13 protein-coding genes and 2 pseudogenes are annotated in these 14,462 nt (G+C 53.0%); 9 read left to right on the top strand and 6 right to left on the bottom strand.

Annotated features, from left to right (window positions below; translation table 11 throughout):
* The first annotated feature begins 21 nt into the window (after nt 1–21).
* From lptF to AKG43_RS13165, 4 genes and pseudogenes are all read left to right on the top strand, one after another.
* Nucleotides 22–1,134: an LPS export ABC transporter permease LptF gene (gene lptF / locus AKG43_RS03915; RefSeq protein WP_054599295.1), complete on the top strand. Its 1,113-nt coding sequence runs from the start codon at nt 22–24 to the stop codon at nt 1,132–1,134.
* Nucleotides 1,131–2,198 carry an LPS export ABC transporter permease LptG gene (gene lptG, locus AKG43_RS03910; RefSeq protein ID WP_054599271.1) on the top strand — a complete coding sequence of 356 codons (1,068 nt, stop codon included), beginning with the start codon at nt 1,131–1,133 and terminating at the stop codon, nt 2,196–2,198. The genes lptF and lptG overlap by 4 nt, the downstream gene beginning before the upstream one ends.
* A 104-nt stretch (nt 2,199–2,302) precedes the next feature.
* Entirely contained in the window at nt 2,303–3,142 is an 840-nt protein-coding gene (locus AKG43_RS03905; protein WP_054599270.1) for a sugar nucleotide-binding protein, read from the top strand.
* Nucleotides 3,143–3,326: 184 nt separating this feature from the next.
* Nucleotides 3,327–3,469, top strand: a pseudogene (locus AKG43_RS13165) (lipoprotein signal peptidase); the annotation flags it as partial.
* A gap of 31 nt (nt 3,470–3,500) precedes the next feature.
* On the opposite strand, the gene argH reads toward AKG43_RS13165, so the two are convergent.
* Nucleotides 3,501–4,883, bottom strand: a complete 1,383-nt coding sequence (gene argH / locus AKG43_RS03895) for an argininosuccinate lyase (RefSeq protein ID WP_096777442.1) — start codon at nt 4,881–4,883, stop codon at nt 3,501–3,503.
* A 46-nt stretch (nt 4,884–4,929) separates the two neighbouring features.
* Here argH and AKG43_RS03890 point away from each other — a divergent pair, with 46 nt between their 5' ends.
* Nucleotides 4,930–5,967, top strand: a complete 1,038-nt coding sequence (locus AKG43_RS03890) for a sensor histidine kinase (RefSeq protein WP_054599267.1) — start codon at nt 4,930–4,932, stop codon at nt 5,965–5,967.
* A gap of 239 nt (nt 5,968–6,206) precedes the next feature.
* Entirely contained in the window at nt 6,207–7,466 is a 1,260-nt protein-coding gene (hemA, locus tag AKG43_RS03885; RefSeq protein WP_054599266.1) for a glutamyl-tRNA reductase, read from the top strand.
* A 104-nt stretch (nt 7,467–7,570) separates the two neighbouring features.
* Here hemA and nusB read toward each other — a convergent pair whose 3' ends face one another.
* From nusB to AKG43_RS03865, 4 genes are all read right to left on the bottom strand, one after another.
* On the bottom strand, nt 7,571–7,996 hold the full coding sequence (gene nusB, locus AKG43_RS03880; RefSeq protein ID WP_054599265.1) for a transcription antitermination factor NusB: 426 nt from the start codon (nt 7,994–7,996) through the stop codon (nt 7,571–7,573).
* Between the two features lie 69 nt (nt 7,997–8,065).
* On the bottom strand, nt 8,066–8,563 hold the full coding sequence (gene ribH, locus AKG43_RS03875) for a 6,7-dimethyl-8-ribityllumazine synthase (protein ID WP_054599264.1): 498 nt from the start codon (nt 8,561–8,563) through the stop codon (nt 8,066–8,068).
* A gap of 113 nt (nt 8,564–8,676) precedes the next feature.
* A complete protein-coding gene (locus AKG43_RS03870; protein ID WP_054599263.1) occupies nt 8,677–9,000 on the bottom strand; it encodes a DUF2185 domain-containing protein in 324 nt (107 codons plus the stop codon).
* A gap of 38 nt (nt 9,001–9,038) precedes the next feature.
* Nucleotides 9,039–9,947, bottom strand: a complete 909-nt coding sequence (locus tag AKG43_RS03865; RefSeq protein WP_369799563.1) for a DMT family transporter — start codon at nt 9,945–9,947, stop codon at nt 9,039–9,041.
* Between the two features lie 383 nt (nt 9,948–10,330).
* Between AKG43_RS03865 and AKG43_RS03855 the strand changes: the two genes are divergently transcribed.
* The 3 genes and pseudogenes from AKG43_RS03855 to AKG43_RS13160 form a co-directional block, all read left to right on the top strand.
* On the top strand, nt 10,331–11,110 hold the full coding sequence (locus AKG43_RS03855) for an FKBP-type peptidyl-prolyl cis-trans isomerase (protein ID WP_054599260.1): 780 nt from the start codon (nt 10,331–10,333) through the stop codon (nt 11,108–11,110).
* Between the two features lie 421 nt (nt 11,111–11,531).
* Nucleotides 11,532–12,878 carry a DEAD/DEAH box helicase gene (locus tag AKG43_RS03850; RefSeq protein WP_054599259.1) on the top strand — a complete coding sequence of 449 codons (1,347 nt, stop codon included), beginning with the start codon at nt 11,532–11,534 and terminating at the stop codon, nt 12,876–12,878.
* Between the two features lie 138 nt (nt 12,879–13,016).
* Nucleotides 13,017–13,154, top strand: a pseudogene (locus tag AKG43_RS13160) (lipoprotein signal peptidase); the annotation flags it as partial.
* Between the two features lie 22 nt (nt 13,155–13,176).
* Here AKG43_RS13160 and dapC read toward each other — a convergent pair.
* Nucleotides 13,177–14,364: a succinyldiaminopimelate transaminase gene (gene dapC, locus AKG43_RS03845; protein WP_054599258.1), complete on the bottom strand. Its 1,188-nt coding sequence runs from the start codon at nt 14,362–14,364 to the stop codon at nt 13,177–13,179.
* Nucleotides 14,365–14,462: the final 98 nt, after the last annotated feature.

Here is a 14,462-nt window from a genome sequence, read left to right as displayed (position 1 = left end):
CACCGAAAGCTGCAAAATTTTATGATTTACCAACGCAATTTTATTAAAGAACTTTCCTTCACGGCCGTCGGCATCTTCGTGGTGCTGCTGGCGGTGCTGGTATCGACGCAGGCCGTCAACCTGCTGGGGCGTGCTGCCGACGGCCGCGTGGCGATTGATGCCGTGGCCGCACTGGTGGGTTTTTGGGTAATCGGCATGACCCCGCTGCTGCTGGTATTAACGGCCTACATCAGTATTTTGACCGTGCTGACGAGATATTGGCGCGATAGCGAAATGTCGGTTTGGCTTTCATGCGGTCTGGCATTGAAACAATGGATACGCCCCGTTTTGCAGTTTGCAGTGCCCTTTGCCGTGTTGATTGCCGTGATGCAGCTTTTCGTGATGCCGTGGGCGGAACTGAGAAGCCGCGAATTTGCCGAAATCCTCAAGCAGAAACAAGAGTTATCGTTGGTAGAGGCGGGTGAGTTCCGCACGCTCGGCAAGCGCAACGGGCGGGTGTATTTTGTCGAAACTTTCGACGTGGATTCGGGCATCATGAAAAACCTGTTTTTGCGCGAGCAAGACGATAAAGGCAACGACAATATCGTGTTTGCCAAAGAAGGCACGTTTTCTTTAAAAGACAACAAGCGCACGCTGGAACTGAGCAACGGCTACCGTTACAGCGGCACACCGGGCAAGGCCGACTACAACCAAGTTTCATTCCAACATTTAAGCCTGATTATCAGCACCACGCCGAAAATCATCGACCCCATTTCCCACCGCCGTACCATTCCCACCGAAAAATTATTCGGCAGCAGCAATCCGCAGTATCAGGCCGAACTGATGTGGCGTTTGTCGCTGCCCATCAGCGTATTGCTGTTGAGCATATTGGCTGTGCCGCTTTCCTATTTCAACCCGCGCACCGGCCATACTTATAATATTCTCTTTGCCATCGGCCTTTATCTGATTTACCAAAACGGGCTTACCTTTCTGCGCAACGCCGTTGAAGACGGCAAACTCAATTTCTGGCTCGGCATGTTGCCGATGCACATACTGATTGCGTTTATCGCCTTTATCCTGCTGCGTGTGCGCAGTATGCCCGCCCAACCGTTTTGGCAGGCGGTCAAACTCAGCCTGAAAGGCGGTGCGAAATGAAACTGCTTACCCGTTACCTCATCAGCCGCCTCAGCGTCACTTCGCTTTACGCGCTGTTGGCATTTCTCGCCTTATACAGTTTTTTCGACATCATCAACGAAGTGGGCGACATCGGCAAAGGCAGCTACAACGGTGCCAAAATGATGCAGTATGTGTTTATGCAGATGCCTGCCCATGCCTATGATTTAATGCCGCTGGCCGTATTGATCGGCGGTTTGGTGGCACTCAGTCAGTTGGCTTCCGGCAGCGAGCTTACCGTAATGAAAACCAGCGGTATGAGTACCAAAAAGCTGATTGCCGTGCTGCTGCAGTTCGGCCTGATTTTTGCCGTATTGACCGCACTTTTGGGCGAATGGGTTGCCCCTTCGCTCAGCAGACACGCCGAAAACATGAAAGCCACCGCCGTTAGCGGCAAAATCAGCACCGGCAGCCAAGGCTTATGGCTGAAAGAGCAGAATAATGTTATCAACGTGCGCGAAATGCTGCCCGACCATACTTTGCTGGGCGTTAAAATCTGGCGGCACAACAACGACTTTCAGCTTGCCGAAGCCGTTGAAGCGGATTCCGCCGTGGTCGAAAACCACAGCTGGCAGCTGAAAAACGTGCGCCGCAGCTTGCTGGAAAACGGGCAAGTGCGCACCGAAACCCAAGCCGTACAGCCGTGGCAGGTTAATTTGAACAGCAGTTTGCTCGACGTGCTGCTGGTCAAACCCGAGCAAATGTCGGTATCTGCGCTGGGCACCTATATAGGCCATCTGAAAAACAACAGCCAGCAAACCAAAACTTATGAAATCGCATGGTGGCGCAAACTGATGTATCCGGTTGCCGCTATGGTGATGGCGCTGGTGGCATTGGCCTTTACGCCGCAAAACACCCGCCACGGCAACATGGGTTTGAGGTTGTTCGGCGGCATCTGCTTGGGCTTGGCCTTCCACTTTGCCGGCCGCCTGTTCGGTTTTACCGGCGAACTCTACGGCGTGCCGCCTTTTATTGCGGCAGTTTTACCGACGTTGCTTTTCGGGGTTTTAGGCGTTTATTTGATCCGCAAGCAGGAAAAGCGTTAAGCGATGCAATGTAATCAGAACAATAAGCAAGGGGCCGTCTGAAAATTTTCAGACGGCCTTGTATTAAAAACGTGTTGATTGACTAGAGATAGCAGGAGAACAGCATGAATATTTTAATCTTAGGCGGCAACGGCTTTATCGGCAGGCGTGCAGCGGCGATCCTGCGTGAGCGCGGTCATGAAGTTACGGCGGCGGGGCGCAAAGAGTGCAATTATCTTCGTCTTGATGAAACAGCGGTCAGAGCGTTGCTGCGCGGAAAAGATGTGGTGATTAACGCTGTGGGCGTGATGAGCCGTCATGCAGATATATTGGAGCAGGTGCATCACCGCGCACCGGAGCAGCTGGCGCAGTGGGCGGAGCAGGAAGGCGTGTCGCGCTGGGTGCAGCTTTCTGCGTTGGGCGCGGACGCGCAGAGCGGCATTGCCTTTGTCGGCAGCAAAGGGCGGGGCGACCGCGCGGTTTATGCTTCGGGCCTGCAGGTGTCGATTGCGCGTCCGTCGGTGGTGTACGGGCGCGGCGGAGAGAGTTGCGAGCTGTTTATTCTGTTGGCCAAACTGCCGCTGTTGGCGATGCCTGCGGGTGGGCGTTTCGATTTGCAGCCCGTGCATGTGGCGGACGTGGCCGAGAGTTTGGCTAATCTTGCGGAAAATCCGGCGGAACACGGCACGGTGGTCAACATGACCGGCGGCCGCGCGCTGACTTTGGCGGATTATTTCAACACATTGCGTGCAACCCTACACAAAAAGCCGCCGCAAAAAATGATTGCGCTGCCGTTGTCTTGGATTAAGCCGCTGTTGCCGTTGGCGAATATCGTCAGCAACGGCGTACTCAGCCCGGGAAGTATCGCATTGTTGGAGCAGGGTTCGTGTGCGGATAACGGAGCGTTTGCTTCGCTGTTGGGGCGGGAGCCGCTATCGCCGGAAGAGTTTGCCGATACGCCCTAACATAATCTGCCGAACATGTTTTCAGACGGCCTGAAGCTTTTCAAACCTGTTGATATTGTGGTGAATCAGCTTAAAAAGCAACCGTTGCATCATACTCGGGTTAAGCCCGAGTATGATGCAACGGTTGTTAAAATTGAGCAGGTTAAGTATAGCTTTGAGTGTATTTTCAGACGGTCTGAGACCTTTGCAAAACCCCCATCTGCGGCGCATTTCTGCGTTGTGCGCTGAACGCCCGTTTGTCTATATAAATATGATATGTCTGCACCCGCTGTGCTGCTACGCCTTGAACGGCATCCACATCTGAAGGTTTTGCAAAGGTCTCGGCCTATTCAAACTTGTTCGAGAACTGGTTTGAGAATCAGTCTGCCAATAAACCGCGCCAGCGTTCTACCTGCAAGCGCACTTGCTCAGGCGCGGTGCCGCCCAAGTGGTTACGGGCATTCAAGCTGCCTTCGGGCGTGAGCACGCTGTAAACATCTTCGGTTATCAGGTTGCTGAAACCCTGTAAAACATTCAGAGGCAGTTCGCTCAAATCCACGCCCTGCGAATCGGCATGGCGCACGGCAAGGGCAACGACTTCGTGGCTGTCGCGGAAAGGCATTCCTTTTTTCACCAGATAATCGGCCAAATCGGTTGCCGTGGCAAAACCCTGCATCACGGCGGCACGCATGTTTTCGGGCTTAACGGTTACGCCGCGCATCATGTCGGCATAAATACGCAAAGTATCAATCAGGGTGTCGGCAGTATCGAAAAGCGGTTCTTTGTCTTCCTGATTGTCTTTGTTGTAGGCCAAAGGTTGCGACTTCATCAGCATAATCAGGCCGGTAAGGTGGCCGATAACGCGGCCGGATTTACCGCGCACCAATTCGGGCACGTCGGGGTTTTTCTTTTGCGGCATGATCGAAGAGCCGGTGCAGAAGCGGTCGGCAATGTCGATAAAGCCGAAGCGCGGGCTCATCCACAAAATCAACTCTTCGCTCAAGCGGCTCAAATGCACCATAATCAGGCTGGCGGCAGCAGTAAACTCAATCGCAAAATCGCGGTCGGAAACGGCATCGAGCGAGTTTTGGCAGATTTGTTCGAAGCCGAGCAGTTCGGCGGTGGTTTCGCGGCGGATGGGGTAGGTGGTACCGGCCAGGGCTGCGGCACCCAAAGGCATGCGGTTTACGCGCTTGCGGCAGTCGGCCATACGCTCGAAGTCGCGCCCCAGCATTTCCACATAAGCGAGCATGTGGTGGCCGAAGCTCACGGGTTGGGCAACTTGGAGATGGGTAAATCCGGGCATCACGACTCCGGCATGGCGTTCGGCCAAATCAACCAGTGCCGATTGCAGATCGCGGATAAGGGTTTGGATGTCGGAAATTTGGTCGCGCAACCACAAGCGGATATCGGTGGCCACTTGATCGTTGCGGCTGCGGCCGGTGTGGAGACGTTTGCCGGCATCGCCGATTTTATCGGTTAAATGGCGCTCGATATTCATGTGCACATCTTCGAGATCAAGCGACCACTCCATTCGGCCGGATTCGATTTCTGCTATAATATCGGCCATTCCCTGACGGATGGCAGTTAAGTCTTCTCTACTCAATACGCCTGCTTGTTCAAGCATCTGAGCATGGGCTAAAGAGCCTTGTATATCCCACTTTGCCAAGCGTTTATCGAAGTCGATAGAGCCGGTGTATTTTTTCACCAGCTCGGCTACGGGTTCATTAAAACGCCCCGACCAGGTTTTATTATCGTTCATAAAATTCATCCACTCAGTTGTCGCATTTAGAGAGTTTGTTGTAAAGATGCCTATTATACGCCAAATACAATCTTGGTTTGCACTTCCTGATTTACGGAATTTCGGTACCATCTCGCGTTTGATTTTGTCGAGCATATTGGGTCTGATGGCCTTTCCGTTGATCAGTCTCTCCAATGCGAGCTATATCGACCAGCTTTACCATAATGCGGCATGGGCGGCACCTACGTTGCTGGCGATTTTGATTAAAGGTTATCTGCTTGCCAACTCTTTGCCGCGTATTACCGAATCGAAATTCGCCGTATTGATCGTGCATATCAGCAATCTGATTATTTTTACGGTTGTGGATTATGTGGTGCTCGGCGAACGTATGTATTTTTGGCAGCATTTCTTTCTGTTTAATTTTTTTGCTTTGGGTTTTATGTACACCGAAGCTTCGCGCCGCCACAGTTTGGTTCCCTCGCTTTCGGAGGCGCGCCTGAGTGCGCTGACCGCGCGTATCCGCCCGCATTTTTTGTTTAACAGTTTGAATGCGGCCATCAGTTTGATCAGGTTGCGCCCTTATGATGCCGAAACGCTGCTGGAAAATCTGGCCAATTTGTTCCGCGCCCAATTGCGCGACGGCAGCCAAAACAGCACGTTAGGGCAGGAAATCGAATGGGCGCAGGAATACATTGCCATCGAGCAGATCCGTATGGGGCATACGCGCGTTCAGGTAATGTGGCAGCATCACGCGCCCGACGATGCGGAAACCCCCCATCTTTTGTTGCAGCCGCTGCTGGAAAATGCGGTATTCCACGGTATTGAATCAACCCACCGTCCGGGCTGTATTTCGGTGTTGACCACGCGCCAGAAGCATTGGATTTATATCCGCATCGAAAATCCTTATGTGCCGACCGAGAGTGAAGAAAACGCCAAACCGCATAAAGGCAATTCGATGGCTTTGCGTAATTTGAAAGAGCGTTTGGCATTGATGTACGACAACGATGCGGTGATTAAAAGCCGCCAGCTTGACGGCATTTTCCGTGTCGATATCCGCTTGCCCTACCGCAAGAAATCGTCTGATTTGAAAAAACTGTTCGGTTAGTTAATGGTTAATCATTGCCTGCATGTTTGATGCTGCAAAAGGTTCTCAGGCCGTCTGAAACTGTTTTTTCAGACGGCCTTTTTTTATGATTTGCCGGTTGCTTGGGTTTAGGGAAAACAGCAATACAATCATAGCCTTTAACATAGCTCGTTCATCAAATACGGCTATTGCCTCCGGATTCTTTTCAGCTTCAACTTAAGCTATAATAACGTGTTAGCACATTCATTTTGTTATTGTTCATGCAACTCACCGCTGTCGGTCTCAATCATCAAACCGCACCTCTCAGTATCCGCGAAAAGCTGGCTTTCACTGCCGAAAGCCTGCCCGAAGCGGTGCGCGCGTTGACTGCGGGCGGGGGCGCGCAGGAAGCCGTTATTCTCTCTACCTGCAACCGCACGGAGCTTTATTGTGTGGGCGATGAAGAATACATCGTAAAATGGCTTTCGGCTTATCACGGTATCAGTGCCGATGAAATCCGGCCTTATCTTTACACTTTGGATAACGACGAAACCATACGCCATGCTTTCCGTGTGGCCTGCGGTTTGGATTCTATGGTGTTGGGCGAGCCTCAAATTCTCGGCCAAATCAAAGATGCGGTGCGGGTGGCTCAAGAGCAGCATACTGTCGATACTTGGCTCAATGCGCTGTTTCAGAAAACATTTGCCGTTGCCAAAGAAGTGCGTACCGGCACGGCGGTGGGCGAAAATTCGGTTTCGATGGCGGCTGCTTCCGTGAAAATGGTCGAGCAGATTTTTCCCGATATTGCCGATTTGAACGTATTGTTTATCGGTGCGGGCGAGATGATTGAGTTGGTGGCCACTTATTTTGCCGCCAAAAGCCCGCGCCTGATTACGGTAGCCAACCGCACTTTGCCCCGTGCTCAGGAATTGTGCGAAAAACTCAGTGTCAATGCCGAGCCGCGCTTGTTATCCGAATTGCCGGAAATTTTGTATGAATACGATGTGATCGTGTCTTCTACGGCCAGCCAATTGCCGATTGTGGGTAAAGGCATGGTGGAGCGCGCGTTGAAGCAGCGTCAGAATATGCCTGTGTTTATGCTTGATTTGGCCGTGCCGCGTGATATCGAGGCCGAAGTAGGCGATTTGGGCGATGCTTATCTTTATACGGTGGACGATATTGCCAATATTGTGCAAACCGGCCAGCAGGCCCGCCGCCAAGCTGCGGAGGCTGCCGAGGCGATGGTCGATCAGAAAGTGGGCGAGTTTGTCGAGTGGCAAAAAGGCCGCCAGAATGTGCCGATGATCCGTGCTTTGCGCGACGAAGGCGAACGGGCGCGCCGTCAGGTTTTGGAAAATGCCATGAAGCAGCTGGCCAAAGGTACGCCGCCCGAAGAGGTGTTGGAAAGGTTGTCGGTGCAGTTGACCAACAAGCTGCTGCATTCGCCGTCGCGCACCTTGAATAAAGCCGGTTCGCAAAGCAGCGATTTGGTGGATGCCGTGGCGCAGATTTATGATTTGGAACATTTGAAGCAGGGCTGAATTGAGGCCGTCTGAAAAATATGATTAAAAAACCGATGCTCAGAAATAGCATCGGTTTTTTTATGTTTTAAATCTGTGAAACTGATTTAGAAAGTTTTTTGCTTTTAGTTGCGCTTGGGATCGTTCGGGCGCAGTTGCAGGGCGAGTTTGTCGAGAATGCCGTTAACGAATTTGTGCCCGTCGGTGCCGCCGAAGGTTTTGGTTACTTCGATGGCTTCGTTGATGATAACGGGGTAGGGGGTTTCGGGCATGGCATTCAGTTCGTGGCATGCCATCAGCAATACCGCACGCTCGATGGGGCTGAGTTCGTTTTCGTCGCGGTCGAGCAGGGGGCGGATTTGCTGCATATATTCGCGTTGCTTGGCTTGGGTACCGAAGAAGAGGGCGGAAAACAGTTCGTCGTCGGCTTTTTTGAAGTCGCTGCTTTCGCGGATGTTTTTGGCGGTTTCGGCAGCGGGTGCGCCGGTAAGGGCGGATTGGTAGAGTGCCTGAACGGTAAATTCGCGGGCGCGGCGGCGGGGAGTTTTCATGGTGAATCCTTATGGTCTAACTGTTCAGACGGCCTGCGGCGGGTGAGGCCGTCTGAAAACGGGCGGGCTTTATTCGTCTTCTTCAAATTCTTCAAAGTCGTCGATGGCCTGCTCGCTCCACAAGCGGTTGAGCAAGTTGGCGCACTCAACGGCCACAACGGCGGCATCGGTGGCTTTTTCTTCGATGCGCGCATGTGCCTGTTCATCGTTTTCGGTGGTGAGGATGGCGTTGGCAATCGGCATGTGGTAATCGAGGCCGACTCGGGTAATGGCGGCTCCCGATTCGTTCGCCACCAGCTCGAAGTGGTAGGTTTCGCCGCGGATAACCGCACCGATGGCAATCAGCGCGTCGTATTGCATGGATTGTGCCATCTCTTGCAGGATCAACGGCACTTCCAATGCGCCGGGAACGGTGGCAACGGTAATGTTGTCGGTATGCACGCCCAAGCTGATGAGTTTGTCGGTGCAGACTTTGAGCATTGCGCTGCCGATTTCGTTGCTGAAGCGGGCTTGTACGATACCGATGCGTAAGTTTGTGCCTTCGTGGTCAGGTTCGATGATGTTCATGATTCGGTTTCCATAGAGAGAAGTTAGAAAATAAAGGGTTTGCAAGCAGCGGCTTAATGTATGTGCCGTTGCGGGTGTTGTTGTGAGGCCGTCTGAAAACAGGTGTTGCGTAATCAGTCTTTCGGCTGCCAATCGCTCACGCTTTGGAACACGCCTTCTTCATCGGCTTCCCATGCGGAGCCGGCGGGAAGGTTGAGAAATTCGGATACGGCGGGGTGGTTTCGGGTAATCTCGCTGATGCTGTACACGCCGAAATTTTCGGGATCGGCGGTGTATTCGTCGGTTTCGTCGCCGCTGAAAAAACGCCAGCCGCTGTCTTGCTCGAACACCGGTTCTTCGCGGTACATAAAGCCGATGGGGCGGCCTTCTTCGCTCACGGTTTTGGCGGCAATACAGCGGCCTAGAGCGGTTGACAGGGCATTGGCAAAGGTATTCATGTTCAGACAGCCTGTGGAGAAGTAAGGGCAGGATTTTATCACGATTCCGCCGGTTTACGCATGGCGGTTTTCGGTGCGGGCGAGCCGAGGTAGATGGCAAACAGGGTAAGTGCCGCGCCGCTCCATTGCAACGCGCCGATAGGTTTGTCGAGCAGAAAATAATCAATCGCCAGCGCAGCCACAGGCTCGCTCAACAGCAGCAGGCCGGTTAGCGACAGCGGCAGCAGCGGTATCGAATAAGCAATCAAACCCCAAGCAAAACACTGCATTACCACCCCGTAAATCAAAACCAGCCCCGCATCGCGTAAGGTTGTCGGGAAAATATGATGCGTATCCAACAGCAAAACCGGCAGCAGCAAAGCCGCCATGCCGCCCAAGCTGACCAACAGCATCATCGGAAACAGCGGTGTCGGTTCGATGTGATGGGTTTTACGCACAAATACCATCGACAAAGCCAGCATTGCGCCCGAAACGATTCCGCTGGCAAAGCCCCAGCCCGCCGCTTCATTGCGGCCGAATTCCGGGCTGGCTATCAAAACCACGCCGGCCACTGCCATCAGAAGGCTCAAGAGTTGGATTTTCCCCAAACGCTCGCCGAAAAAGAAGAAACCGACGGCAGTGAGAAAGAAAATTTGCAGGCTGTTGAGCAAGGTAGAAATACCCGGCCCGACCGCATAAATGCTTTCGTGCCACAAGGCCAAATCCACCCCCAGAAACGCGCCCGCCAGCAGGGCGAAGCGCAAAGCCTTGCCGTTGCGGGGGAGCTTGTGGCCGAAAAAGCGCGAAAGCCCCCAAAACACAAATGCCGCAATGCACAACCGCCAAAAAGCAATGGCATAAGCGCCAACCGGCACTACTTTCACAATCAGGCTGCCCAGCCCGAAAATCACACAGCCCGTAATCAACAGCGGTGCGGCATGGCGGTTGGTTTGGGATGTGGTCATCATGGTCGGCAGGTAAAGTTTCAGACGGCCTGAATTGTAGGTCAGGCCGTCTGAAAAGAGAAGGAGCGGTAAAACAAATGCGTGAACACGCGGTTTTAGGCCTATCGCCCGAAAGCTTGCGAAGCGGTTTGTGTGAGGCAAAGCCCGCAATGCAAAGCACAAGCACGGCAAGATTAAACATTTTGCGCTTATTTCGTTGGCCCTTTGCAGCATTAACGCCGCAGATGCGGATGGTGGCCAAAAAATACCGCCGCAATGCTTTCCGATAACACGCCCTAACACAAGGCCGTTTCAAAATTGGCTTTTTTCAGACGGCCTTAATTTCAATTAACGCAAACTTGGTTATAATCCACGCTTCCTTATCCCGTTACTCAGGAATCAAAACAATGACGAAAACTTTCAAAATGAGCGCATTGGCAGTTACCGCTGCATTGGCGTTGGCAGCGTGCAAACAAAACACCGAAAACGCACCCGCCGCCTCCGGAGAAAAAGCCGCTTCGGCAGCCGCATCAAGCATCGGTTCGCCTACCCAGCAAGCCAGCTACGCCATGGGTATGGACATCGGCCGTTCGCTCAAACAAATGAAAGATCAGGGCACCGAAGTCGACCTGAAAGTGTTTAACGAAGCCCTGCAAACCGTGCTGGACGGCAAAGAGCCGAAAATGAGCGACCAGCAGGCTCAAGAAGTGATGATGGCGTTTCTGAATGAGCAGCAGCAAAAAGCACAGGCAAAAATGGAAGCCGACGCCAAAACCAATCTTGAAAAAGGCCAAGCCTTCCTGAAAGAAAATGCCGCCAAAGAAGGCGTGAAAACCACAGCATCCGGCCTGCAATATAAAGTGAAAACCGAAGGCACGGGCGCACAGCCGAAAGCCACCGATGTCGTAACCGTAGAATATGAAGGCCGTCTGATTGATGGAACTGTATTCGACAGCAGCAAGCAGCACGGCGACAAACCGGTTACCTTCCCCTTGAACCAAGTGATCAAAGGTTGGACGGAAGGTTTGCAGCTGATGAAAGAGGGTGCCGAATACACCTTGTTCGTGCCTGCCGAAATGGCATACGGCCCCAACAGCCCCAGCGAAAAAATCGGCCCGAACTCAGTTTTGGTATTCGATGTGAAGCTACTCAAAATCGAAAAAGAGGCCGCACCGGCCAAGCGATAATACGCAAACGCCCCATGCCGAGCCGTCTGAATATCTGTTTTCAGACGGCTTTTTTACACACCGCCGCACATCGGAAACGGCAATTTCCCTTGACCGTGCCGGTTAAAGCCTATACTATCCGCAACCTTGTCTTTTTGAAGCCATCGTCTTCAGCCAACTTCACATTATTCAAGCCCGCAGCAGCGGAGCTTTTCTGATTTGTTCGGCACAATCAAGAAACATCGGCCCGAATGCCGCCAAAACATGTTTTCTTTACCGTAGCCGGGCTGCTTGCAGGTTGTCGCCGATGTTAACCACAGGTTGAAAAATACCTGCGACAACCCTGCGTACGTCATTTCATGATCCGATTACGCCTTCTTTGCTTCAGGGCCGTCTGAAAAACTCAGGCGGAAAAAGTGTTGTTGTTCCGTTCAGGAAACCCATGTCTGTAAAATTCAGCGATTTAAATCTCGATAAAAACCTGTTATCCGCCTTAACCCAAGCCGGTTACGATTCGCCCACACCGATTCAGGCACAATCCATTCCCCACGCGCTCGACGGGCGCGACATCATGGCTTCGGCGCAAACCGGCTCGGGCAAAACCGCCGCCTTCCTTTTGCCGACGCTGCAACGCTTGGGCAAGCGCAGCGAAAAATCCGGCAAAGGCCCGCGCGCGCTGGTGCTGACGCCCACGCGCGAATTGGCTGCCCAAGTAGAAAAAAACGCACTCACCTACGCCCAAAACATGAAATGGTTCCGCACCGTCAGCATCGTCGGCGGGTCTTCTTTCGGCTACCAAATCAGAGCCTTAAGCAAACCGATTGACCTGATTGTGGCCACGCCCGGCCGTTTGATGGACTTGATGGACAGCGGTAAAGTCGATTTCAACCGCCTCGAAGTGCTGATTTTGGACGAAGCCGACCGCATGCTCGATATGGGCTTTATCGACGATATCGAAACCATTGTTGCCGCCACCCCCGAAGACCGCCAAACCCTGCTGTTCTCGGCCACTTGGGACGGCGCAGTCGGCAAGCTGGCGCGCAAACTCACCAAAAAACCCGAAGTGGTTGAAGTGGAGCGCGTGGATGACCAAGGCAAAATCGAAGAGCAGCTTCTGTATTGCGACGATATGCGCCACAAAAACCGCCTGCTCGACCACATTTTGCGCGACGCCAACATTAATCAGTGCGTGATTTTCACATCCACCAAAGCCATGACCGAGCAACTGGCCGATGATTTGTATGAAAAAGGCTTTGCCGCCAACTGCCTGCACGGCGATATGCCGCAAGGCTGGCGTAACCGCACTTTGATGGATTTACGCAAAGGACGCTGCAAAATTCTGGTGGCCACCGACGTTGCCGCCCGCGGTATCGACGTGCCCACCATCACCCATGTGATCAACTACGACCTGCCCAAACAGGCTGAAGATTATGTACACCGTATCGGCCGAACCGGCCGTGCGGGCCGTACCGGTTTGGCCATTTCTTTTGCCGAGGTTAACGAATACGTTAAAGTACACAAAATCGAAAAATACATTAACCGCAAGCTGCCCGAAATGACCATCGAGGGCATGGAGCCTACCCGCAAACGCGCATCTAAAGCGGCCAAGCCGAAAGGTAAGGGTGGTTGGGGCGACCGTAAGTTCGGCGATAAAAAATTCGGCGACAAAAAATTTGGCGATAAGAAACCGGGTGCCAAAAAATTCTCCGGCAAGAAACCCGGTGTGAAGCCCAAGAGCGAAGGTTTCGGCGGCAAGAAAAAACCATCGGGCGGATTCGCCAAAAAATAAAACAGGTTTCCAGCCTGATGATACTTAAACACACACGCAATAAAATGCCCGCATTCGGAAAACTGCCTGCAAGCACGATTTCTGATGCGGGATTTTTTTATCTGTATGTTATTCAGAATTTCAGACGGCCTGAGACCTTTGCAACATCTCCATCTGCGGCGCATTTCTGCGTTATGTGCTGCCCGCTTGCTTAGCCTATCTATATGATATGTCTGCACTCGCTGTGCTGCTGCGCCTTGAACGGCATCCACATCAGAGGTTTTGCAAAGGTCTCGGCCTGATTCGGCAAAACGTCGTTTCAGCGGTAAAGCGAAACAATGGTTTCCGCCGCTTTTACGCAGGTATCTACATCGGCCACCAATGCAATGCGCACATAACCTGTGCCCGGGTTGCCGTTGTCGGTATCGCGTGCGAGAAAGCGGCCGGGCAGCACTTGAATCGCTGCTTCCTGCCAGAGTTTGCGCGCAAACGCCAAATCGTCGCCGTCCGGCACTTTCAGCCAAATATAAAACGAGGCTTCGGGCAGGCGTACGTCGAATACCTGCCGTAACACAGGCAGCACTTTGTCGAACTTTTCCTGATACAGACGGCGGTTTTCGGCAACATGGGCTTCGTCGTTCCAAGCGGCAATGCTGGCGCGCTGAACGGGAATGCTCATGGCGCTGCCGTGATAAGTGCGGTATAGCAGGAAAGCTTTGAGAATCTCTGCGTCGCCCGCTACAAAGCCCGAACGCATCCCCGGCACGTTGGAGCGTTTCGACAGGCTGGTAAACATCACGATGCCTTTGTTGCTTCTGCCCAGCTGCTGTGCCGCTTGCAGGCCGCCCAACGGTTTTTTGCCGTCGAAATAAATTTCCGAATAACATTCGTCGGAGGCAATCACAAAGCCGTAACGGTCTTGCAAATCAAACAGTTTTTGCCAGTCTTCCAACTGCATTACACTACCGCTGGGGTTGTCGGGCGAGCAGACAAACACGATGCGGGTGCGTTGCCAAATGGATTCGGGCACTTCCGACCAGTCGGGCAGAAAGCGCGGCGCACGGCTGTTGGCAAAATAGATTTCGCCGCCGCCGAGCAGGGCTGCCCCTTCGTATATCTGATAAAAAGGATTGGGGCTGACCACCACGGGTTTGAGGCCGTCTGAAACGGGATTCAGCACGGTTTGGGTGAAGGAAAACAAGGCTTCGCGGCTGCCGAGCACGGGCAGGATTTCGGTTTCGGGGTTGAGCTTCAAGCCGTCGTAGCGGCGGAACACCCAATCGGCGCAAGCTTGGCGGAGTTCGGGCAAGCCGGCAGACAGCGGATATTTTTCCAATTCGGGCAAAGCGGCGGTTAATGCGTCGGTAACGACTTTGGGCGCAGGGTGTTTGGGCTCGCCGATATGCAGGGGAACAGGTTGCAGGCCGTGCGGGGCGTCGATTCCGTTCATGGCTTCGCGCAGGCGGGCGAAAGGATAAGGTTTGAGGAGGTCGAGCAATGGATTCATGGTGCGGAAGAGTTCGGCTGGATTGGTTAAATAAGGTCAAAGAACGCGTATCTTAGCATTATTCCGCTTCTTTCGGCGGCGCATATTTCGGGCATATC

The organism is Neisseria sp. 74A18, from assembly GCF_001308005.1.
GTDB classification, from domain to species: Bacteria; Pseudomonadota; Gammaproteobacteria; order Burkholderiales; family Neisseriaceae; genus Neisseria; species Neisseria dumasiana.
Note: the sequence above shows the minus strand (reverse complement) of the source record. Positions and strands in the feature narration are given on the sequence as shown.